Annotated in this window: 20 protein-coding genes and 1 pseudogene; 10 read left to right on the top strand and 11 right to left on the bottom strand. The window is 71.9% G+C overall.

Annotated elements, in window-relative coordinates; translation table 11 throughout:
- Nucleotides 1–100: 100 nt before the first annotated feature.
- The 3 genes from ACGF8A_RS29085 to ACGF8A_RS29075 are packed head-to-tail and all read left to right on the top strand — an operon-like array spanning nucleotide 101 to nucleotide 2,660.
- Nucleotides 101–1,531: a S8/S53 family peptidase gene (locus ACGF8A_RS29085; RefSeq protein WP_393113181.1), complete on the top strand. Its 1,431-nt coding sequence runs from the start codon at nucleotides 101–103 to the stop codon at nucleotides 1,529–1,531.
- A 59-nt stretch (nucleotides 1,532–1,590) separates the two neighbouring features.
- Nucleotides 1,591–2,166, top strand: coding sequence for an RNA polymerase sigma factor (locus ACGF8A_RS29080; protein WP_189701024.1), 576 nt, complete (start codon nucleotides 1,591–1,593; stop codon nucleotides 2,164–2,166).
- A complete protein-coding gene (locus ACGF8A_RS29075; protein ID WP_393113180.1) occupies nucleotides 2,163–2,660 on the top strand; it encodes a hypothetical protein in 498 nt (165 codons plus the stop codon). Before ACGF8A_RS29080 ends, ACGF8A_RS29075 begins: the two co-directional genes overlap by 4 nt.
- A gap of 76 nt (nucleotides 2,661–2,736) precedes the next feature.
- Here the strand turns inward: ACGF8A_RS29075 and ACGF8A_RS29070 are convergent, their stop codons facing one another.
- The 6 genes and pseudogenes from ACGF8A_RS29070 to ACGF8A_RS29045 form a co-directional block, all read right to left on the bottom strand.
- The gene (locus ACGF8A_RS29070; protein WP_393113179.1) at nucleotides 2,737–3,537 is read right to left on the bottom strand and encodes an N-formylglutamate amidohydrolase; all 801 of its coding nucleotides are present in this window, start codon (nucleotides 3,535–3,537) and stop codon (nucleotides 2,737–2,739) included.
- 140 nt (nucleotides 3,538–3,677) lie between these two features.
- On the bottom strand, nucleotides 3,678–5,897 hold the full coding sequence (locus tag ACGF8A_RS29065; RefSeq protein WP_393113178.1) for an NADP-dependent isocitrate dehydrogenase: 2,220 nt from the start codon (nucleotides 5,895–5,897) through the stop codon (nucleotides 3,678–3,680).
- Nucleotides 5,898–6,122: 225 nt separating this feature from the next.
- The gene (locus tag ACGF8A_RS29060; protein WP_393113177.1) at nucleotides 6,123–7,217 is read right to left on the bottom strand and encodes a mechanosensitive ion channel family protein; all 1,095 of its coding nucleotides are present in this window, start codon (nucleotides 7,215–7,217) and stop codon (nucleotides 6,123–6,125) included.
- Nucleotides 7,218–7,396: 179 nt separating this feature from the next.
- Nucleotides 7,397–8,173, bottom strand: a pseudogene (locus tag ACGF8A_RS29055) (amino acid permease); the annotation flags it as partial.
- A 282-nt stretch (nucleotides 8,174–8,455) separates the two neighbouring features.
- Nucleotides 8,456–9,220, bottom strand: a complete 765-nt coding sequence (locus ACGF8A_RS29050) for a crotonase/enoyl-CoA hydratase family protein (protein ID WP_393113176.1) — start codon at nucleotides 9,218–9,220, stop codon at nucleotides 8,456–8,458.
- Nucleotides 9,221–9,287: 67 nt separating this feature from the next.
- The gene (locus ACGF8A_RS29045) at nucleotides 9,288–10,256 is read right to left on the bottom strand and encodes a YbhN family protein (RefSeq protein WP_393113175.1); all 969 of its coding nucleotides are present in this window, start codon (nucleotides 10,254–10,256) and stop codon (nucleotides 9,288–9,290) included.
- A gap of 150 nt (nucleotides 10,257–10,406) precedes the next feature.
- Here ACGF8A_RS29045 and ACGF8A_RS29040 point away from each other — a divergent pair, with 150 nt between their 5' ends.
- Nucleotides 10,407–12,299 carry an ABC transporter ATP-binding protein gene (locus ACGF8A_RS29040; RefSeq protein ID WP_393113174.1) on the top strand — a complete coding sequence of 631 codons (1,893 nt, stop codon included), beginning with the start codon at nucleotides 10,407–10,409 and terminating at the stop codon, nucleotides 12,297–12,299.
- Nucleotides 12,300–12,755: 456 nt separating this feature from the next.
- On the opposite strand, the gene aztA is transcribed toward ACGF8A_RS29040, so the two are convergent.
- Complete coding sequence (gene aztA / locus ACGF8A_RS29035; RefSeq protein WP_393113173.1) at nucleotides 12,756–13,544, bottom strand: zinc ABC transporter ATP-binding protein AztA; 789 nt, start codon at nucleotides 13,542–13,544, stop codon at nucleotides 12,756–12,758.
- Nucleotides 13,545–13,558: 14 nt separating this feature from the next.
- Here aztA and aztB point away from each other — a divergent pair, with 14 nt between their 5' ends.
- From aztB to aztD, 4 genes are all read left to right on the top strand, one after another.
- Nucleotides 13,559–14,455, top strand: a complete 897-nt coding sequence (gene aztB, locus ACGF8A_RS29030) for a zinc ABC transporter permease AztB (RefSeq protein ID WP_393113172.1) — start codon at nucleotides 13,559–13,561, stop codon at nucleotides 14,453–14,455.
- 10 nt (nucleotides 14,456–14,465) lie between these two features.
- Nucleotides 14,466–15,704, top strand: coding sequence for a hypothetical protein (locus ACGF8A_RS29025; protein WP_393113171.1), 1,239 nt, complete (start codon nucleotides 14,466–14,468; stop codon nucleotides 15,702–15,704).
- Entirely contained in the window at nucleotides 15,701–16,660 is a 960-nt protein-coding gene (gene aztC / locus ACGF8A_RS29020) for a zinc ABC transporter substrate-binding protein AztC (RefSeq protein WP_393113170.1), read from the top strand. Before ACGF8A_RS29025 ends, aztC begins: the two co-directional genes overlap by 4 nt.
- 89 nt (nucleotides 16,661–16,749) lie before the next feature.
- A complete protein-coding gene (aztD, locus tag ACGF8A_RS29015) occupies nucleotides 16,750–17,949 on the top strand; it encodes a zinc metallochaperone AztD (protein ID WP_393113169.1) in 1,200 nt (399 codons plus the stop codon).
- A 197-nt stretch (nucleotides 17,950–18,146) separates the two neighbouring features.
- Here aztD and rpsR read toward each other — a convergent pair whose 3' ends face one another.
- Genes rpsR through rpmG form a run of 4 tightly spaced genes read right to left on the bottom strand, consistent with a single transcriptional unit; the run spans nucleotide 18,147 to nucleotide 20,049 of the window.
- The gene (gene rpsR / locus ACGF8A_RS29010) at nucleotides 18,147–18,383 is read right to left on the bottom strand and encodes a 30S ribosomal protein S18 (protein ID WP_393113168.1); all 237 of its coding nucleotides are present in this window, start codon (nucleotides 18,381–18,383) and stop codon (nucleotides 18,147–18,149) included.
- A 37-nt stretch (nucleotides 18,384–18,420) separates the two neighbouring features.
- Nucleotides 18,421–19,575, bottom strand: a complete 1,155-nt coding sequence (locus ACGF8A_RS29005; protein ID WP_393113167.1) for a CobW family GTP-binding protein — start codon at nucleotides 19,573–19,575, stop codon at nucleotides 18,421–18,423.
- The gene (locus ACGF8A_RS29000; protein ID WP_393113166.1) at nucleotides 19,575–19,829 is read right to left on the bottom strand and encodes a type B 50S ribosomal protein L31; all 255 of its coding nucleotides are present in this window, start codon (nucleotides 19,827–19,829) and stop codon (nucleotides 19,575–19,577) included. Before ACGF8A_RS29000 ends, ACGF8A_RS29005 begins: the two co-directional genes overlap by 1 nt.
- Before the next feature lie 55 nt (nucleotides 19,830–19,884).
- Nucleotides 19,885–20,049, bottom strand: coding sequence for a 50S ribosomal protein L33 (gene rpmG / locus ACGF8A_RS28995; protein WP_393113165.1), 165 nt, complete (start codon nucleotides 20,047–20,049; stop codon nucleotides 19,885–19,887).
- Between the two features lie 66 nt (nucleotides 20,050–20,115).
- Here rpmG and rpmB point away from each other — a divergent pair, with 66 nt between their 5' ends.
- A complete protein-coding gene (rpmB, locus tag ACGF8A_RS28990) occupies nucleotides 20,116–20,352 on the top strand; it encodes a 50S ribosomal protein L28 (RefSeq protein ID WP_004936751.1) in 237 nt (78 codons plus the stop codon).
- The gene (rpsN, locus tag ACGF8A_RS28985; protein ID WP_393113164.1) at nucleotides 20,352–20,657 is read left to right on the top strand and encodes a 30S ribosomal protein S14; all 306 of its coding nucleotides are present in this window, start codon (nucleotides 20,352–20,354) and stop codon (nucleotides 20,655–20,657) included. The genes rpmB and rpsN overlap by 1 nt, the downstream gene beginning before the upstream one ends.
- Nucleotides 20,658–21,313 lie beyond the last annotated feature (656 nt).

Here is a 21,313-nt window from a genome sequence, read left to right as displayed (position 1 = left end):
GTAGTGGGCCGGGAACCATGCCACACGGGTTTGTCTCTGTATCAATCAGCGGCTCGTCCGCTCTAGTTGTCGACGCAACGCTCCAGTGGGAGGACCCGCCATGGCACCACAGCGATTCCGCGAGCAGTTCGACCAGATCCAGCGGTCGATGCCGGACGTCCCCCTGGCGATGGGACCGGACGACTCCGCCGAGTTCATGTACGAGAGGGGTGTCGTGCTCGCCCGCGACGGCGAGGAGGCCCGCATGGTGGAGGACACCGTACGCGCGCACTTCACCGAGACCGCAGGCCTCGTCGGGGAGAGCGTGCGCCGGGCGAGCCCCGAGACCAACCGCTCCGGAATCACCCGGATCCAGGTCGGCGACCCCGGCCAGGGCGACCGCGGCGGCGACCGTGACGTGGCGGGCGCCCTGCGCGCGCTGCGCACAGCGGAGGGCCGCGCGGGCCGCCGGCTGGTCAGCCGCAACCACGTGGTGCACATCGCGGTCAACGCCTGCCCCGGCGACGAGCCCGTGCCCGCCCAGCCCACCGAGCAGCCCAACCCGGCGCCCGCCGAGGGCCTTCACGACCCGGACACCGCGGTCGGCGTGCTGGTGATCGACACCGGCCTGATGCAGGACCACCGGGCGTACCCGCCGCTGGCCCGCGCCCGGGGCGACCACCAGATCCAGGAGTGCGACGACGACGGCGTGCTCCAGCAGTACGTCGGGCACGGCACGTTCATCGGCGGCCTCGTCGCCGCCGTCGCACCCAACACCGACCTCACCGTGCGCAACACCTTGAACGACGCGGGCGCCATCCTGGAGTCCGAGTTCGGCGACAAGCTCTTCGAGGCCGTCGACGGCGGCTGGCCCGACATCATCAGCCTCTCCGCCGGCACCTCCAACGGCCGCACCGACGGCCTGCTCGGCGTCCAGGCCTTCATGGAGGAACTGCGCACCCGGGACACCCTGCTCGTCGCCGCCGCCGGCAACAACGGCAGCGCCACCCCCTTCTGGCCCGCCGCCTACGCCGACCTGCCCGACTACGCGAGCTCCGTGCTGTCGGTCGGAGCGCTGCGCAGCGACGGCGAGTTCGGCGCCTGCTTCAGCAACCACGGCCCCTGGGTCAAGGTCTTCGCCCCCGGCGAGCGCCTCACCAGCGCCCTCACCGGCTTCACCAAGCCCGTCCCGTACGTCTACCAGCACTCCACGTACGAGTCCTGCCGCTACGGCTTCAGCTACGCCTGCACCTGCCAGTCCCCCCGGCACACCGGGGTCCTCAGCGGCGGGCAGGCCGGCCAGGACGAGCCGGACCGGGTGATGTTCGCGGGGCTCGCGAACTGGAGCGGCACCTCCTTCGCCACCCCCGTGGTGGCCGGGCTGATCGCCTCGCACATGGTCGCCCACAAGGAGACCGACCCGCGTGCCGCCCGGCAGCAGCTGCTCGCGGGCAACACCGAGTTCGCGGAGGTGCGCGGCGCCATCGTGCCGGCCCTGCTTCCGCCGACCTGGCGCCCCGGTCCGGCCGGTACCTCCGGTGCCGCGGCATGAGTGTCCTGACGGTCCCCGCCACGGCGTACGATGACTTGCCGTACACGAGGGGTGGGACCGTGGACCGTGCAGATGTCGGCGCGCTCGTCCAGTCCGCCGTCGACGGTGACGCGGCGGCCTGGAAAGCGCTGGTGGAAGGGCTGAGCCCACTGGTGTGGTCGGTGGTGCGCGCCCACCGGCTCTCCGACGCCGACGCGCACGAGGTCTATCAGACCGTCTGGTTCCGCTTCGCCCAGCACCTGGGCCGGATCCGGGAACCGCAGAAGGCGGGCGCATGGCTCGCCAGCACCGCGCGGCACGAGAGCCTGAAGGTGCTCAAGAGCCTGCGCCGGACGACACCGACCGACGATCCGCAGCTGCTGGACCGCGTCAGCGAGGACCGTACGCCCGAGCAGACGGTCATCGACTCCGAGGAGGCGGCCGCCGAGAGCGAGCGCATCCGGCGGCTGTGGCAGGAGTTCGAGGAACTGGGGGAGCGCTGCCGGCAGTTGCTGCGGGTCCTGATGGCCTCGCCGCCGCCCAGCTACCAGGAGGTGTCCGCCGCCCTGGGGATCGCCGTCGGCAGCATCGGGCCACTGCGCCAGCGCTGCCTGCGCCGTCTGCGGGCCCGACTCGACGCACGGGGAGCATCGTGAACGCCACCGACCGGGACGGCTTCGACGACAACGACGACGCCCTGCACGGGGACGAGTTCGACGGCGGCCCGCTGGAGGAGGAGCTCCGTGGCGCCGCCGCCGTCCTGGACCCGGTCCCGGCTCAGCTGCGCCGTGTCGCCGTCGACGCCTTCGCACTGCACGATCTGGACGTCCGGCTCGCCGAGCTGACCTTCGACTCGCTGGTCGACGCCATCCCCGTCCGGGGGGTGACGGACGCGCCGCGGATGCTGACCTTCCGCAGCGGTGACCTGACCGTCGACGTCGAGGTGACCGCCCAGGGCCTGATGGGGCAGGTGCTGCCGCCGCAGCCGGCCCGGATCGAGGTGCTGGGCGGCCCGCAGCCCGCCGCGCCGGACACGCTCACCGCCGACGCCATGGGCCGTTTCGCCGGTGGCGTGGCGCCCTGCGGGCCCTTCGCGCTGCGCCTGCGGGCCGGCGGGGAGGTGGTCGTGACGGAGTGGCTGCGGGCCTGAGCACCGGCCGGGCCCGGCCCAGGTCTCTCACCAGGTCCGGGGCAGCTTCGCCGAGCCACCCTCCCTGCCCCGGTGGTCACCGCGTCAGAGCGTCCACCAGGTCTGCCAGCGCCGAGGCGAGCCGGGACAGCCCCGCTCCGGCCGGCCCGCCGGGCTCGCTCATGTACGTGTCCCGGCGGATCTCCACCATCAGCGCGGAGACCCGGGGTTCGCTCCCGTGGTACCGCAGCGGCACGTACGTTCCGCTGAAGGGACTGTCGAGCCCCGTCCCCCCGATCCCCGCGAACGCCTCCCGGGCCGCGTCGAGCAGCGCGGGCGGGGTGTGGAAGGAGTCGGTCCCCAGGCACACGGCCGGCCGTGCGCCGTCCCCGTGCAGCTCGTACGGCAGCCGGACGCTCGGATACGAGTGCACGTCGATGATCACGGCCCGCCCGGTGGCGGCCAGCCGTCCGGTGACGGCGTCGGTCATCGCCCGGGCGTAGGGCCGGAAGTACCGCTCGAGCAGCGGCTCCGGGTCGAAGCCGGCGCCCCGCAGCGCACCCCGGTGGGTGGTCCGCGTGTACACGGCACCCATGCCGGCGGCGAGCATCTCCTCCCGGTCGTCGGGGAACCGCTCCGGGTCGACGACCAGCCGCGACAGCCGGTTGACGAATCTCCAGGGCGTCACCCCGGCCCGCCGCGCCGCACCCTCGGCGATCCGGTCCGTGTACGCGTCCACGATGTGGTCCAGCTCGCGCTCCAGAGCCCCGTCGTCCAGCAGGATCCCCGCCCGCACGTCCGCCGGTATCCGACGGGCGGCGTGCGGCACGTGCAGGATCACGGGTGAGTCGCCGGCTCCGGGCAGAAGCTCGAAGGAGGACGGCGTGGGGCTGGTCATGGGCGGCTCCGGGGTCGTCGGCGGGGTGATCACGATCAAGGTGTCACAACGCCGTCGTGTCCGCCGGACACGGCTCCGCCCCGGCCGGACGGTGCACCGGTCGGGGCGGAGAGGGAAGGGGCGGTCCTTCGGGCCGGGCCTCAGCTCAGGGCGGCGAGCGCCTCGTTCCAGGTGGCCGACGGCCGCATGACCGTCGCGGCCTTCTCCGGGTCGGGCTGGTAGTAGCCGCCGATCTCGGCGGGCTTGCCCTGTGCGGCGATCAGCTCGTCCACGATCTTCTGCTCGTTCGCGGTGAGCGTCTCGGCGAGCGGCGCGAAGGCCTTCGCCAGGTCGGCGTCGTCGGTCTGCTTCGCCAGCTCCTGCGCCCAGTAGAGGGACAGGTAGAAGTGGCTGCCGCGGTTGTCGATGCCACCGACGCGGCGGGTCGGGGACTTGTCCTCGTTGAGGAAGGTCGCCGTGGCGCGGTCCAGGGTGTCCGCGAGGACCTGGGCGCGGGCGTTGCCGGTGACCTGCGCGTACTGCTCGAGGGAGGGGACCAGCGCGAAGAACTCACCGAGCGAGTCCCAGCGCAGGTAGTTCTCCTTGACCAGCTGCTGGACGTGCTTCGGCGCGGAGCCGCCGGCGCCGGTCTCGAACAGGCCGCCGCCCGCCATCAGCGGGACGACCGACAGCATCTTGGCGCTGGTGCCCAGCTCCAGGATGGGGAACAGGTCGGTCAGGTAGTCGCGCAGCACGTTGCCGGTGACCGAGATGGTGTTCTCGCCGCGGCGGATGCGCTCCACCGACAGCTTGGTGGCCTCGACGGGGGCCAGGACGCGGATGTCCAGGCCCTCGGTGTCGTGCTCCGCCAGGTAGGCGTCGACCTTCTCGATGAGGTTGGCGTCATGGGCCCGGGTGGCGTCCAGCCAGAAGACGGCCGGGTCGCCGGTGGCGCGGGCGCGGGTGACGGCCAGCTTCACCCAGTCCTTGATCGGGGCGTCCTTGGTCTGGCAGGCGCGGAAGATGTCTCCGGCGGAGACGGTCTGCTCGATGACCGCGTCGCCGTTGCCGTCGACCAGGCGGACCGTGCCCGTGACCGGGATCTCGAAGGTCTTGTCGTGGCTGCCGTACTCCTCGGCCTTCTGCGCCATGAGGCCCACGTTCGGGACGGAGCCCATCGTCGACGGGTCGTAGGCGCCGTTGGCGCGGCAGTCGTCGATCACGGCCTGGTAGACACCGGCGTACGAGGAGTCCGGCAGCACCGCGAGGGTGTCGTGCTCCTGGCCTTCGGGGCCCCACATGTGGCCGGAGGTGCGGATCATGGCCGGCATCGAGGCGTCGACGATCACGTCGGACGGCACGTGCAGGTTGGTGATGCCCTTGTCGGAGTCGACCATCGCCAGCTCCGGGCCCTCGGCGAGCTCGGCGTCGAAGGAGGCCTTGATCTCGGCGCCCTCGGGCAGGGCCTCCAGGCCCTTGTAGATGCCGCCCAGGCCGTCGTTCGGGGTGAGGCCGGCCGCGGCGAGCTTGTCGCCGTACCGGGCGAAGGTCTTCGGGAAGAAGGCGCGCACCACGTGACCGAAGACGATCGGGTCCGAGACCTTCATCATCGTCGCCTTCAGGTGCACGGAGAACAGCACGCCCTCCGCCTTCGCCCTGGCGACCTGCGCGGTCAGGAACTCGCGCAGTGCGGCGACACGCATCACGGAGGCGTCGACGACCTCACCGGCGAGGACCGGTACGGACTCGCGCAGGACGGTGGTGGAGCCGTCGTCGCCCTTGAGCTCGATCCGCAGGGTGCCGTCCTCGGGGATCACGACGGACTTCTCGGTGGAGCGGAAGTCGTCCACGCCCATGGTCGCCACGTTCGTCTTCGACTCGCCGGTCCAGGCGCCCATGCGGTGCGGGTGGGTCTTGGCGTAGTTCTTGACCGAGGCGGGGGCGCGGCGGTCGGAGTTGCCCTCACGCAGGACCGGGTTGACCGCGGAGCCCTTGACCTTGTCGTAGCGGGCGCGGATCTCGCGCTCCTCGTCGGTCTTCGGGTCGTCCGGGTAGTCCGGGAGCGCGTAGCCCTGGCCCTGGAGCTCGGCGACGGCGGCCTTCAGCTGCGGGATGGACGCCGAGATGTTGGGCAGCTTGATGATGTTGGCCGCGGGCGTCTTGGCCAGCTCGCCCAGCTCGGAGAGGGCGTCCGGGATGCGCTGGTCCTCGGTGAGGTACTCCGGGAACACCGCGATGATGCGGCCGGCCAGCGAGATGTCCCGCGTCTCCACGGCGACACCCGCCTGCGAGGCGTAGGCCCGGACCACCGGCAGGAAGGAATACGTCGCCAGGGCGGGGGCCTCGTCAGTGTGCGTATAGATGATGGTCGAGTCAGTCACCGGGTGCTCCGCTCCACGTCTGCAACATTGCTCGACATCAAGATATCTCGTGCCGGGGCCTCACTCGAACGGGGTCCGCGTGATTCCGGGCATCCGGCCCCCCGCCCGCCGCCCCGGTGGCCGAGCACTGCCGGCCGGCTCCGCCCGGGGCTGCCTCACCTCGTAAGAAGCAGCAGGTCGCCGGGCGTGTCGCGGGCGCCCGGCGACCCTTCGGCGGCCGGCCGCTCAGTTGATGCGGAAGGCCGCCATGTCCTCCGTCTCCCCGGCTCCCCGCTGCTGTGGTATCGACACCGGGCCATGCTCCAGCGACACCCGCCTGGTCGGGGCCGGGATGCGGATGCCCTCGGCCCGGTACCGGCGGTGCAGCCGCTTGATGAACTCGTGCTTGATCCGGTACTGGTCGCTGAACTCGCCGACACCCAGAATGATCGTGAACCCGATCCGGGAGTCGCCGAAGGTGTGGAAGCGGACCGCCGGCTCGTGCTCGGGGACGGCCCCGTCGATCTCGTTCATCACCTCGGCGATGACCTCCATGGTCACCCGCTCGACCTGCTCCAGGTCGCTGTCGTACGCCACGCCCGCCTGGAGGAGGATCGTCAGCTGCTCCTCGGGCCGGTTGTAGTTGGTCATGTTCGTCCCCGCGAGCTGCCCGTTGGGGATGATGACCAGGTTGTTGGAGAGGTTGCGGATGGTGGTCTGCCGCCAGTTGATGTCGGTGACGTAGCCCTCCTCGCCGCTGCTCAGCCGGATGTAGTCGCCGGGCTGTACGGTCTTGGAGGCGAGGATGTGGATGCCCGCGAAGAGGTTCGCGAGGGTGTCCTGGAGGGCGAGGGCGACGGCCAGGCCGCCGACGCCGAGTGCGGTCAGCAACGGGGCTATGGAGATGCCCAGCGTCTGGAGCATCACCAGGAAGCCGATCGCCAGCACCACGACCCGGGTGATGTTCACGAAGATCGACGCCGAGGCGGCGACCCCGGACCGGGACTGGGCGACCGAACGCACCAGGGCGGCGACCGCCCGGGCCGCGGACACCGACACGACGAGGATGAACAGCACCGTCAGGGACTGGTTGACGTGGTGCTGGACCGTCCGGGTCAGCGGCAGCACGCCTCCGGCCGCCGCCGCGCCGCCCACGACCGCCCCCCACGGCACCACGGTCCGCAGGGCGTCCACGATGACGTCGTCGCCGCTCCAGCGGGTCCGCAGCGCGTGCTTGCCCAGCCAGCGCAGCAGCGTGCGCAGCAGGAACGCCGCCAGCAGACCGGCCGCGAGGGCGATCCCGGCGAGCATGAGGTCGTCCAGGGTCAGCGCGCGGGTCATCGGTCACCTCCGGGGAAACAAGCTGCGGCATACCGGATGTGAAGTCGCGTCACGTTGTCACCTGCTCGAAGACGGGATGTGCGAGCGCGCCGTCGCGGAGTGCGGGGGCGGCGCGACCGCTCATCCTGCCGTATCCGGCACGCCAGTTCGTACCTGGTCCGGCGGCCGGATCGCGCGGCTCAGACGATTCCCTCGGCCGTTTCCGCCTGTTCCCGGTCCGATCCGTACGCGGCGCTGGTGGGCGTTCCGTACGAACGGCGGGCGACGTACCACCACGCGGTGGCCAGGACGAGTACGACGACCAGGGCGACGGACGCGTAGTTCATCGTGTCGACCGTCACCGGCGAGGACTGCGGCAGACGGAACAGGACGGTCACGCAGGCCACCCACACGACCGCGATCCAGCCGATCGGCCTGCTCCAGCGGCCGAGGTTCCACGGTCCCGGCGTGAACCGGTCCCCGGCGCGCAGCCGCAGGTACACGGGGATGACGTAGGCGGGCGTGATGCCGATGACGTTGATGGCGGTGACCGCCCCGTACGCCGTCGCGGAGTACAGGGACGGCACGGCGAGCAGGCAGGCGACGCCCACCGCAAGCCAGACGGCGGGCACGGGGGTCTGGGTGCGGCTGCTGACCCTGCGCCACAGCTGTGAGCCGGGCAGGGCCCGGTCCCGGCTGAACGCGAAGACCATCCGGCTGGCCGCCGCGACCTCCGCGTTGCCGCAGAACAGCTGGGCCACGATCACGACGAGCAGCAGCGCGCTCGCGCCGTCGGTGCCGAGCCCGTCGAGCAGGATCTGGGCGGGCGGCACGCCCGTCTCGCCGGCCCGCGTGGCGTCGTAGTCCTGGATCGCGAAGGTCAGGCCGGCGAGCAGCACGAAACCGGCTATCCAGGACGCCCAGATGGCCCGGACGATGCCCCGCGCCGCCGACACCGAGGCGTTGGCGGTCTGTTGTCGGGGCTCGGCGCCATGCGTCCGTGAACGAGCCGGGCCGGCTGCCGGCGCCGGACGGCGAAGTGGGCGGCACGCGCGTGCCTCGGGCCCGGCGCTTCGTCGTCGGTGGCGCCCGTGGACGCCGATGCCGGGGCGCGGCGTCCACGGGCGGTGAGCGAGCCGTGGCGAGTGCCGAGGGCGTGGGGGGCGGATGTCGCGCGGTCTCGCCCGGGTGCGCCCGCCGTACCGCCGCGGTCCCTGAGGGGGTGTGCGTGGCCCCTGCCCGCCCCGGAGGGCCCGGGCTCAGCCGTCCGTGAACGAGCCGTGCCGCCCCGCCCCCGCCGCGAAGCGGGCGGCGCCCCCCAGGCTCTCCGCCAGCACACCCGTGCCGTGGCGGAGTTCCCCGCGCAGCGCCGCCGGCTCGTCCAGGCCGTCCTGCTCCAGGGCCGAGGCGCGGTCGGCGCGCAGGCAGGCCTGCGGGAAGTGGGCGATGCCGGCCGCGAGTTCCTCGGCCTCGGCGCGGGCCCGGCCGGTGGGGACGAGGCGGTTGGCGAGCCCGATGTCGTAGGCCTCCCGGGCGGGTACCGGCCGCCCGGTGAGGATCATGTCCAGGGCGCGGCTGGTGCCGATCAGCCGGGGCAGCCGCACCGTGCCGCCGTCGATCAGGGGGACGCCCCAGCGGCGGCAGAACACCCCGAAGACGGCGTCCTCCTCGGCGACGCGCAGATCGCACCAGAGCGCCAGTTCCAGGCCGCCCGCGACCGCGTGACCCGCCACGGCGGCGATCACCGGCTTGGTCAGCCGCATACGGGTCGGGCCCATCGGGCCGTCGCCGTCCTCGGCGACCCGGTTGCCGCGTTCGGTGCCGATCGCCTTGAGATCCGCCCCCGCGCAGAACGTGCCGCCCTCACCCCACAGCACCGCCACGCGTGCCTCGTCGTCCGCCTCGAACTCGCGGAAGGCGGCGGCGAGCCCGGCCGCTGCCGGGCCGTCCACCGCGTTGCGGGCCTCGGGGCGGGACAGGATGACGGTGGTGACGTGCCGCTGACGCTCGACGCGGACCGGCATGGTGGAGCCCCCTTCGTTTCGTCCTCGTGTTCGTCGAAGGGCAGCACGCTACTGGTCCGGGCCGGCTTCAGATCACCTTCAGCCGCACCAGCGCGCCCAGTGTGAGTGCCCCCGGCAGCAGCGGCAGCCAGACGGTGATGACGCGGTACGCCAGGACCACCGCCGTGGCCACCGCGGCCGGGCTGCCCGCCGCGACCAGGGCCACGATCAGCGCCGCCTCGACCGAGCCCAGCCCGCCCGGCGTGGGCACCACGGCGACGGCGACGGTCGCGGCCAGATACGCGACGGCGATGTGCCACAGCGGTACCTCCAGCCCCAGCGCAAGGCCCACCGCGACCAGCCCGGCCGCCTGCAACGCGGGGAACGCCAGCGAACCGCCCCACAGGGCCAGCGCCCGCGCCGGGCGGGTGTGCACCGAGCGCGCCTCGCCCAGCGCCGTGCGCAGGAAGGAGAACACGGCCGTGCGCAGCCGCCGTACGAGCAGCAGCACCGCCGCCGCCACCAGGGTGAGCGCGGCCAGCACGAGCAGCAGCGGACCGGCCGCGTTCTCCGGCAGCAGCGTGCCGAGCCGCAGCGCGCCGGGGAAGGCGATCAGCAGGACGGCCAGCATGCCGACCCTGGCGATGCTCTCGGCGAGCAGATAGAGCGCCACCGCGGCCGAGGAGCGGGCCAGCGGCAGCCCGCACACCGTCATGAACCGCAGGTTGACCGCGCTGGAGCCCAGCCCGGTCGGAAGCATGTGGTTGGCGGCCATCGCCGCGACCTGAGTGGCGAGCAGCCGGAAGCCCGGGAGTCGTTCGACGACCGCGCCCTGCCGGGTCACCGCCATCGCGACCCAGGTCAGACAGGTGGCGCCGCCCGCGGCCAGCAGCCACGGCCACTTGGCCGTCGCCAGGTGGTGGAAGCCGTCGGTGAGCACGTCGCGGTGCCGCACCGCGAGGTATGCCACGAAGGCGAGCGGGATCAGGCCGAGGAGCAGCCGGAAGGGAATGCGTCCAGGGCGCTGTCCCGCGGGTTGTCGTTCTGCCGCTGTCACACTTCGAGAGGTTTTCCGCACCGCCTCAACTGCGGGTTGCGGAAGCGGGGACGGGGGATTACGTGCGGGGAGCGGGCGGACAACGATCTCCGTGAGGGTGCGTGCGGAGTGCTTGACCTCAAGTTTGGTCGAGGTTCTACGGTCGGTCGCATGAGCATGGAGACCACGGCGTGGACGCAGCTGTACAGCGTCATGAACGCCACAGACGAACGCCGCGCCTTCGCCCGCGCCACCCTGCGCCGCATCGCCGCGTTCGCCCGCCCGCACCGCCCACGGATCGTGCTGTTCGTGCTGCTCGGGGTGGTGACCGCGCTGCTCGCCGTCGCCACCCCGGTCCTGGCCGGACGCGTCGTCGACGCGATCGTCAGCCACGGCGACGAGCGGACCGTCGTACGGCTCGCGCTGCTGATCGCGCTGATCGCGGTCGTGGAGGCGGCCCTCGGCATCCTCGGCCGCAGGATCTCGGCGGCCCTGGGGGAGGGACTCATCCTCGATCTGCGGACGGCCGTGTTCGACCATGTGCAGCGGATGCCGGTCGCCTTCTTCACCCGCACCCGCACCGGAGCGCTCGTCAGCAGGCTCAACAACGACGTGATCGGCGCCCAGCGGGCGTTCAGCAACACGCTGTCCGGCGTGGTCAGCAACCTCGTGACGCTGGTCCTCACCCTCGCCGTCATGCTCACCCTGTCCTGGCAGGTCACCCTGCTCGCGCTGGTGCTGCTGCCGGTGTTCGTGATCCCGGCCCGGCGGATGGGCAGCCGGATGGCTGGAATGCAGCGGGAGGCCGCGACGCTCAACGCGGCGATGGGCACCCGGATGACCGAGCGCTTCTCGGCGCCCGGAGCCACCCTTGTCAAGCTCTTCGGGCGGCCGCAGGAGGAGTCGGCGGAGTTCGCCGTCCGGGCCCGGCGGGTCGCGGACATCGGCGTGCGTACGGCGACCGCGCAGTCCGCGTTCATCACCGCCCTGACCCTGGTGTCGGCCCTCGCGCTGGCCCTGGTCTACGGCCTCGGCGGCTGGTTCGCGCTGCGCGGCAGCATGGAGCCCGGCGCCGTGGTGGCACTCGCCCTGCTGCTGACCCGTCTGTACGCGCCGCTCACGGCGCTCGCCGGAGCACGCGTCGAGGTGATGAGCGCGCTCGTCAGCTTCGAGCGTGTCTTCGAGGTCCTCGACCTCAGGCCGCTCATCGAGGACAAGCCGGACGCCGTCGAGGTGCCCGAGGGGCCTGTGCCGGTCGAGTTCGAGGACGTCCGCTTCGCCTACCCTGCCGCCGACAAGGTCTCGCTCGCCTCCCTGGAGGAGGTGGCCGCCCTCGACGGCCGGGGCGGCGCCGAGGTCCTGCACGGCGTCTCCTTCCGCGCCGAACCCGGTCGTACCGTCGCCCTCGTCGGCTCCTCCGGCGCCGGCAAGTCGACGATCGCCCAGCTGCTGCCGCGCCTGTACGACGTCGACGGGGGCGCCGTCCGCGTCGGCGGCGTCGACGTCCGCGACCTGAGCGCCGGCTCGCTGCGCGCCACCGTCGGCATGGTCACCCAGGACGGCCACCTGTTCCACGACACGGTTCGGGCCAACCTGCTCCTGGCCCGCCCCGCCGCGAGCGACGGCGAACTGTGGGCGGCCCTGCGCCGGGCCCGCCTGGACACCCTCGTCCACTCACTCCCCGACGGTCTCGACACCGTGGTCGGCGAACGCGGCTACCGCCTCTCCGGCGGCGAGCGCCAGCGCATGACCATCGCCCGTTTGCTCCTGGCCCGCCAGCGGGTGGTGATCCTCGACGAGGCCACGGCCCACCTCGACAACACCTCGGAGGCGGCCGTGCAGGAGGCCCTCACCGAGGCGCTCCAGGGCCGCACGGCCCTCGTCATCGCCCACCGCCTGTCCACCGTGCGGGCCGCCGACCTGATCCTCGTCCTCGAGGGCGGCCGCGTCGTCGAACGGGGCACGCACGAAGGGCTGCTGGCGGCGGGCGGACGGTACGCGGAGCTGTACCGGACGCAGTTCGAGGAGGGCACCGAGGAGGTGGCGGAGGCAGCGGTGGTGTAGGCAGCGGTGGTGCAGGCGTGCCCGCGGTCCTCCGGCGCGCGGGAAGGTGACGCGGCACGACCAAATGGCCCGCCTTCGACGCCCCGCTCGCGGGAGCGTCGGCCTGCTGCGCCGGCACGCCGTCTGCGCCGGCCTGTTTCACCGGTGTGCCGCCTCGCTCGCCGCCCGCTGGGAACGCCGCGAGGAACCCGGCCGGACGGCGCTGTTCGTCGCCGCCGACACCGGCCACCGCTACGTCGACACCCTGTTCGCCCGGCACCGGGAGGCGGCCCGGCGAGGACCTGGCACCTCGTCCGGTGCGGGGCACGGACGGACTCGCACTGCCCTGGTCGCGCATGAGCGGGAACGGCGCGCCCGCTCCCTAGGCGGGGATCCTCGGACAGCCGGCGACGCGGGCGACCCTGTTCCCGTGCCGTGCCTGGTGGGGAGCGAGCCGCCGGAGCGTCAGCGCTTCCCCTACGGAACCGAGGGCTCCGCGATCCGGCGGACGGTCCCGGCGTCCAGCGCCGGCTGCCAGATCCGGGCGAGGGCCGCCGGAGTGAGGACCTGGCCGGGCGGGCCCTGCCCGGCCAGCCGTCCGTCGCTGAGCAGCAGGCAGGCGTCCGCCGATCGGGCGGCCTCCAGATCGTGTGTCGCCTGGACGACGGTCGCGCCGTCGGCGACCAGGTCCGTGAGCAGGGCGGTGATCCGATCCCGGGCCTCGGGATCCAGACCGGTGGTCGGTTCGTCCAGCAGCAGCAGATCCGACCCCTGGGCCAGGCCCTGCGCGATCAGGACGCGCTGGCGCTGCCCGCCCGACAACTCCCCGAGCTGGCGGCCGCCCAGGTCGGTGACGCCCAGCCGTTCCATGGCGGAATCGACCACCGTCCGGTCGTGCGAGGTGAGCCGCCGCCACGGACCGCGGTCGCTCCAGCGCCCCATCTCCACGGTCTGTCGCACCGTGAGCGGGAGGGCGTCGCCGACGGCGCCGCGCTGCGGCACGAACGCCGGCGGGCGCCCCTCGGAGTACCGGAGCCGTCCGGCTGTGGCATCGATCACTCCGGCGAGGACACCGAGCAGGGTGGACTTCCCGCTCCCGTTCGGTCCGACGAGCGCCGTCATTGCCAATGCCGTTATGTCCGCGCTGAGTTGGCGGAGCACGGGCCTGCCCGGGTAGCCCGCGTCCAGGTCGGTGAACCGGACGCGCTGGTTCCCCATCTCGCCGGCCGGCGGCTCGGGGCGGTGTTTTTTGAACATGGTTGTCATTGTAAGGTCATCGCATGGAGTGGTTGACGGCCCCTTTCGAGGTGGCCTTTGTGCAACGGGCCCTGTGGGCCGGGATTCTGGTGTCGGCGATATGCGCCCTCGCGGGTACGTGGGTGGTGCTCAGGGGCATGGCCTTCCTCGGCGACGCCATGTCCCACGGGCTGCTGCCGGGCGTCGCGGTCGCCGCGCTGCTCGGGGGCAATCTGCTGGTGGGGGCGGTGGTGAGCGCCGCCGTCATGACAGCCGGCGTCACCGCCCTCGGGCGCACTCCGAGGCTGTCCCAGGACACCGGCATCGGCCTGCTCTTCGTCGGGATGCTGTCCCTCGGCGTCATCATCGTGTCGCGTTCGCAGTCCTTCGCGGTGGACCTCACCGGGTTCCTCTTCGGCGACGTCCTCGCCGTACGCGAGAGCGACCTGGTCCTCCTGGGAGCGGCGCTGCTGCTGGCGCTGGCCGTCTCGGTGCTCGGTCACCGTGCCTTCCTGGCCCTGGCGTTCGACGCGCGCAAGGCCCGGACGCTCGGTCTGCGTCCCCGGCTGGCGCATGCCGTACTGCTGGGGCTGCTGGCGCTGGCCATCGTCGCCTCGTTCCACATCGTGGGAACACTGCTCGTGCTCGGCCTGCTCATCGCCCCGCCGGCGGCGGCCCTGCCCTGGGCACGAGGCGTGCGCGGCGTCATGCTCCTCGCGGCGGCCCTCGGCGCGACCGCCACCTTCGGCGGCCTGCTGCTGTCCTGGCATCTGAGCACCGCTGCCGGAGCGACCGTCTCGGCCCTCGCGGTCAGCCTCTTCTTCCTGTCCCACCTTGCGTCCGGGCTCCGGCACCGGCGCCGCGCGCGCCGCGCCGGTCTCCTCGCCAGTGCCGCCCCCTTCACCGCGCACGCCCGCACGACCCGACCGAACGAAACCTGAGGCGATCTCCTTGTTCGTCCGAAGAAACGTCACATCCCTGGCACCGGCACTCCTGGCAATGGTCCTGACGACCACGGGTTGCGCGGGCGAGGACGACACCAAGTCCGTCTCCGGGGGCCCTTCTCCCTCCGCCACCCCCCACGGCTACGTCGAAGGAGCCACCGAGTCGGCCGAGCAGCAGTCCCGGCTGCTGCTCAACGACCCCGGCAGCGGCGAGACCCGGGTCCTGGACCTGATATCCGGCAAGGTGCACACCACTTCGCGCCGGGCAGGGGTCACGGAGCTCACCACGGACGGCCGCTTCGGCTACTTCCACGGCCCGGACCGCACCCACGTCCTCGACAGCGGTGCGTGGATGGTCGACCACGGTGACCACGTGCACTACTACCGCGCGAAGATCCAGGACGCCGGCGAACTTCCGGGCGGCGCCGGTACCGGCATCCGCAGCGACACCGGCGTGACCGTGGTGACGGACCCGGACGGCGATGCGGACGTCTATACGCGCGCCGAGCTGGAGAAGGGCGCGATCGGTACCCCCGTCGAACTGCCCGGCTCCTACGCCGGGGCGGTGGTGCCGTACGCGGAACACCTGATCGCGCTCGCGCGCGAGGGGGACGGCCCGGCGAAGGTCGCCGTGCTCGACCGCGCGGGCAGGCGCATCGCCTCCCCGGAGGCCCGGTGCGAGGACCCGGGAGGTGACGCCGTCACCCGGCGCGGGGTCGTCCTCGGCTGCGCCGACGGCGCCCTGCTCGTCCGCGAGGACGACGGCGCCTTCACCGCCGAGAAGATCCCGTACGGCGAGGACGTGCCGAAGGCGGAGCGGGCCATGGAGTTCCGGCACCGCGCGGGCAGTACCACGCTGACCGCACCCGCGGGGGAGAGCGCCGTCTGGGTCCTGGACGTGACCAGGCGTGCCTGGACCCGGGTGGAGACCGGCCCCGTGGTCGCCGCCAACACCGCGGGCGAGGGTTCGCCGCTGGTCGTCCTGGAGACCGACGGAGCCCTCCACGGCTACGACATCGCCGGCCGCAAGGAGACCGCCGTCACCCCACCCCTGCTCAAGCCCCTGCTCAAGAACGCGACGAGCGGGACCGCGGCGCCGGTGATCGAGGTCGACCGGAGCCGGGCCTACCTCAACGACCCGTCAGGCAAGCGCGTGTACGAGATCGACTACAACGACAACCTCCGTGTCGCCCGCACGTTCGACCTGGACGTCCGGCCGTCCCTGATGGTGGAGACGGGCCGATGAGCGTGCGCGCACGGACCGCGCGGATCCGCGCCCTGCTGCTGACCCTGGTCGCCTTCTTCGTCCTCGCCGGTACGGTGACCGGCTGCGCGAGCGGCCACGACCGGCCCCGGGTCGTCGTGACGACCAACATCCTCGGTGACATCACCCGGGAGATCGTCGGGAAGGAGGCGGACGTCAGTGTTCTCATGCAGCCCAACGCCGACCCGCACTCCTTCGGCCTGTCGGCCGTACAGGCCGCCGAACTGGAGAACGCCGACCTCGTCGTCTACAACGGGCTCGGGCTGGAGGAGAACGTACTGCGGCACGTGGAGGCCGCCCGCGAGTCGGGCGTGGCCACCTTCGCGGCAGGCGAGGCGGCGGACCCCCTCACCTTCCACATCGGGGACGAGGGCGGTCCGGCGGAGGAGGCAGGCGAGCCCGACCCGCACTTCTGGACCGACCCCGACAGGGTGCGCAAGGCCGCCGGCCTCATCGCCGACCAGGTCGTCGAGCACGTCGAGGGCGTGAGCGAGAAGGCCGTCCGGGACAACGCCGACCGCTACGACGGACAACTCACCGAGCTCACCGCCTGGATGGAGAAGTCCTTCGCGGCCATCCCCGAGGACCGCCGCGCGCTGGTCACCAACCACCACGTCTTCGGATACCTGGCCGACCGCTTCGGATTCCGCGTGATCGGCGCGGTCATCCCCAGCGGCACGACACTCGCCTCGCCCAGCTCCTCCGACCTGCGCTCCCTCACCCAGGCCATGGAGAAGGCCAAAGTACGCACGGTCTTCGCCGACTCCTCGCAGCCCACCCGGCTGGCCGAGGTCCTCCGCCAGGAGATGGGCGGCGACGTGGACGTCGTCGCCCTGTACTCCGAGTCGCTCACCGAGAAGGGCAAGGGCGCCGGAACGTACCTGGAGATGATGCGCGCCAACACCTCGGCCATGGCCGAGGGCCTCACCGGCGACTGAACCCCCTTACCCCGCGGCCCGGCGGACCGAACGCCGACCGCTCCACCCCCAACCCCGCCCCACCCAGGGCCGGAGAGGAAACACACACCATGAACAAGCCGACACGCGCCAGAACACTCGCGGGCACGGCCCTCGCCCTGACGGCATCCATGGCACTGACCGCCTGCGGCGGGAACGACGACGCCTCGTCCGCCGCCAAGCCGAAGCAGACGAAGAGCAGCGACGCCGCCGTGGTCAAGAACCCGCTGGTCGCCTCCTTCGACGGGGGACTGTACGTCCTCGACGGCGAGACCCTGAAGCCGGCGAAGACGATCGAGCTGCCCGGCTTCAACCGGGTCAACCCCGCGGGCGACGAGGACCACGTCGTCATCTCCACCGACAGCGGCTTCCGCGTGTTCGACGCCGCCCGGCAGACCTTCACAGGCACCGAGTTCAAGGGTGCCAAGCCTGGTCACGTGGTGCGGCACGCCGGCAGGACCGTGCTGTTCACCGACGGCACCGGCGAGGTGAACGTCTTCGACCCCGCCGAACTCGGCGACGGCGCCAAGCCGCAGGCCCGCACCTACACGTCCGCGAAGCCCCACCACGGTGTCGCCATCGAGCTGAGCAACGGCGAACTCCTCAGCACCCTGGGCACCGAGGAGAAGCGCACCGGTGCCCTGGTCCTGGACAAGAACAACAAGGAGATCAAGCGCGCCGAGAACTGCCCGGGAGTGCACGGCGAGGCCGCCGTGAAGGACGAAGTGATAGCCGTCGGCTGCGAGGACGGCGTCCTGCTGTACAAGGACGGCGAGTTCACCAAGATCGACGCGCCTGACGACTACGGACGCATCGGCAACCAGGCGGGCAGCGACGTCTCCCCGATCCTCCTCGGCGACTACAAGACCGACCCCGAGGCGGAACTGGAACGGCCCACGCGCATATCGCTGATCGACACCCGGACCGCGAAGCTGCGCCTGGTCGACCTCGGCACCAGCTACTCCTTCCGCTCGCTGGGCCGCGGCCCGCACGGCGAGGCCCTCGTGCTCGGCACCAACGGTGTCCTCCACGTCATCGACCCGGAGACCGGGAAGGTGGAGAAGGAGATCGAAGCGGTCGGCGACTGGACGGAGCCGCTGGACTGGCAGCAGCCGAGGCCCACGCTCTTCGTCCGTGACCACACGGCGTACGTCTCCGAGCCGGGCAAGCGCCGACTGCACGCCTTCGACCTGGACTCGGGCGAGAAGCTGACGTCGGTGACCCTCCCGAAGGCCACCAACGAACTGTCCGGCACGGTGGCCGGTCACTGATCGGCCCCCTCGCGAGGTTGTCGTGGCGCCCGCCGACCGTGTGTCGGCGGGCGTTCCGCGATGCCCGCATGGCATGGCATGGCATGCCGTGCCGGCCGTAAAGGAAATGCACCCCCACGTGGGGGTGCATTTCCTTGTGCTGAATCACCGGTGACAGGAGGACGGGGCGCCTCCACGCACGGTGCTGTGTTCAGCCCCTACCGGCTCGAGTACGGCAGGAGTGCCATCTCGCGGGCGTTCTTGATCGCTGTGGTGAGCTGCCGTTGCTGCTGGGCGGTGACGCGGGTGACGCGGCGGCTGCGGATCTTGCCGCGGTCGGAGAGGAACTTCCGCAGCAGGTCGGTGTCCTTGTAGTCGATGTAGGTGATGCCGGCCGCGTCGAGCGGGTTGGGGCGGGACTTCAGCGGCTTGCGGGGGCCTTTGCGTGGGGTCATGGGTGGCTCCTTCTGTGACGGGGTGGATGAGGCCGGGTCATGTGACGGGGTCGAGGAGGGAGTCGAACGCTGCCGGGAGGTGTTTCCACGCTTCGGGTCCCGCGGCGTACTCGGCGTCGGTGAGCAGGCAGGACTCCAGCACGCGTGCGAGCCCGTCGCGGTCGAGGCCGGGTGAGGTGAAGACGAGGTGCTGGCAGCGGTCGCCGTGTTCGGGGTGCCAGTCCAGTGCGGCGGCGGCCCGGCGTACGGGTGGGACCATCTCCCAGGCCGCGTCCGGCAGGGAGGCCAGCCACGGTCCGGCGCTCTCCACGCACAGTGCTCCGCCGGCGGCGTCCCAGGCGAGCAGGGTGTCGGGGCGGTCGGCGAGCCAGAACCGTCCGCGGCTGCGGGCGGCTGCGCAGCAGAGGTCTTCCAGCGCCTGGTAGAGGCGTTCGGGGTGGAACGGGCGGTGCCGGCGCCAGACGAAGGTGCTGACGCCGGCTTCGTCGGCTTCCTGGGGGAGCAGGGCGCAGGCCGGGTGCTGGGCCGCCGCGGCCGCGTCCGCGTCGAAGCCGGCGAACGCCAGCCGTGCGAGTTCCGGGGAGTCGGCTGCCACGTGCCGGGCGGTGGGGTGGAGTTGGGTGAGGAGTGCGCGGTCCTCGTCGTCGGCCTCCTCGCTCTCCACGACGGCGAGGACGGGGGCGTACTCCAGCTGTCTGGCCCAGGTGTCGCCGATGGCGCGCTGGTCACGGGCGGCGGCCGCGAGGCCGGCCTCGGCCAGGTCGTCGCCGTTGCCGAGGCAGGGGAGTACGAGGGCGGGGTCGACCGCGGTGATCACGTTGGTGAGCCGTAGCGTCTCGGCACCGTGGTGGACGATGACCTCGGCCATGCCCTTGGGTTCGACGGAGTCCCACAGCTCGACGACGGCGAGCCGGGTGAGGCCGGAGTGGGCGAGTCGTTCCAGCTCGGGGACGAGGTCTTCGCGCAGCGCGCAGCACGCGCAGTCGTTGACCAGTGGGGTTTCGCCGCTGGACAGCTCGCCCGAGGCGTCGCGTGCCTGACGCAGGACGGTGCCCTCGGCCGCTGTGGACAGGTCGTGGTGGAGGGCGATGCTGCCGGGGACGGTGTGCAGGAGGTGGTCGACGGTCTTGCGGCGTGCCTCCGCGTGGAGCCCGGCGACGAGGACGACGGGCAGTGGGGCTTCGGCCCGCATCAGTTGGCTCCGTGCCGGTTGTAACGGCGCTCGAAGCGCTCGACGCGTCCGGCCGTGTCCAGGACGCGGGCGGTTCCGGTGTAGAAGGGGTGGCTCGCGTTGGAGACTTCGACGTCGACGACGGGGTAGGTGTTGCCGTCCTCCCATTCGATGGTCTTGTCGCTCGTCATGGTGGAGCGGGTGAGGAAGGCGTAGTTCGCGGCCCGGTCGCGGAAGACGACGGGACCGTAGGCGGGGTGGATGCCGGGCTTCATCGGGGTGTCCTTGAGTTTGAGGCGGCGGGGGCGGACGGGGCGGAGCGGCGGTGGGTCAGCGTTCCTCGCGGAAGTCGACGTGGCGCCGGGCGAGGGGGTCGTACTTGCGCAGGACCATGCGGTCGGGGTCGTTGCGGCGGTTCTTGCGGGTGACGTAGGTGTAGCCGGTTCCGGCGGTGGAGCGGAGCTTGATGATCGGGCGTAGTTCGTTGCGTGCCATGCGGGTACTATATGGCAATGGTTTCCATTATCGATAACCAGGTGTCCGACGAGAGGAAGTAGAACCTTGTCCGCCCACTGCCAACTGACCGGCGCCCAGCCGGGATTCGGCAACACCATCTCCCACTCGCACCGGCGCACCTCGCGCCGTTTCGACCCCAACATCCAGCGCAAGCGCTACTGGCTGCCCAGTGAGGGGCGGCATGTCCGGCTGACGCTGAGCGCCAAGGCGATCAAGACCGTGGACAGCATCGGTATCGAGGCCGCCGTGGCCCGTATCCGCGCGCGAGGGGGGAAGGTCTGATGGCCAAGAAGAGCAAGATCGCCCAGAACGAGAAGCGCAAGGTGACCGTGGAGCGGTACGCGGCCCGGCGTGCGGAGCTGAAGGAGATCATCCGCCGCCCGTCCTCCACCGACGCCGAACGTCTGGCCGCAGCGCGAGAGTTGCGCCGTCAGCCCCGCGACGCCAGTGCGACCCGGGTGAGGAACCGGGACAGCGTCGACGGGCGTCCGCGGGGCCACCTGCGCAGGTTCGGCCTGTCACGAGTTCGCGTACGCGAGCAGGCCCATGCCGGTTTCCTTCCAGGAGTCACCAAGTCGTCCTGGTAGCCCTGCCGCTCGCATGAGGGGCGTAGTGGCAGGCCGTGACCCGGCGGGGTCACGGCCTGCAACTACGCCCTCGGGCAGGCGACCCGGATGTCAGGGCAGGTGCGGGAGGTTGAGCCGGTGGCCCTCGACCTGGGGGAGTCGCAGCGGCGATCGCGAGGGTGTGCGGTGCGGGTACGCCGGGCCCGGACCGCCGGTCGGCCGGCCGGGTCGGGGCAGCGCCGGTGCATGCGGGCGTCTGCCGTGCTGAGGACGTCGTGCGTGCCGGATCCTGGCCGTTGCCGATGCGTCCGTGACGCGTGTTGAGCCCGGTGCCGATCTCAACGAGGGTGGCTTCGGGATGCGGGTGCGCAGCAGCGCGTTGGCGAGGCCGGGAAGCTCGTCGAAGGCGTCGAAGGAGTAGTCCATCGGGCGACGATCTCTTCGGCACGGGTGTCCCGCAGCAGGGCGTGTTCCGTGCGGTCCTCCACCGCACGGTCGTACAGCGCGATGAGGAGTGTCTCCTGCACCGTCCGTCCGCAGGCGCGGCCTTCCCCTGATCCGCGCGGCCTCCGTGACACAGGTGTGTACCGGGCCGGACGGTGCCGTGGCTGCGACCAGCGTCCGGCCCGGAGTCTCAGTGCCCCGTCACGGTGGTGAGGGGGTCGTGTTCGTGTGCG

It is taken from the genome of Streptomyces sp. NPDC047706, from assembly GCF_043204795.1.
In the GTDB taxonomy this organism is placed as follows: Bacteria; Actinomycetota; Actinomycetes; order Streptomycetales; family Streptomycetaceae; genus Streptomyces.
Note: the sequence above shows the minus strand (reverse complement) of the source record. Positions and strands in the feature narration are given on the sequence as shown.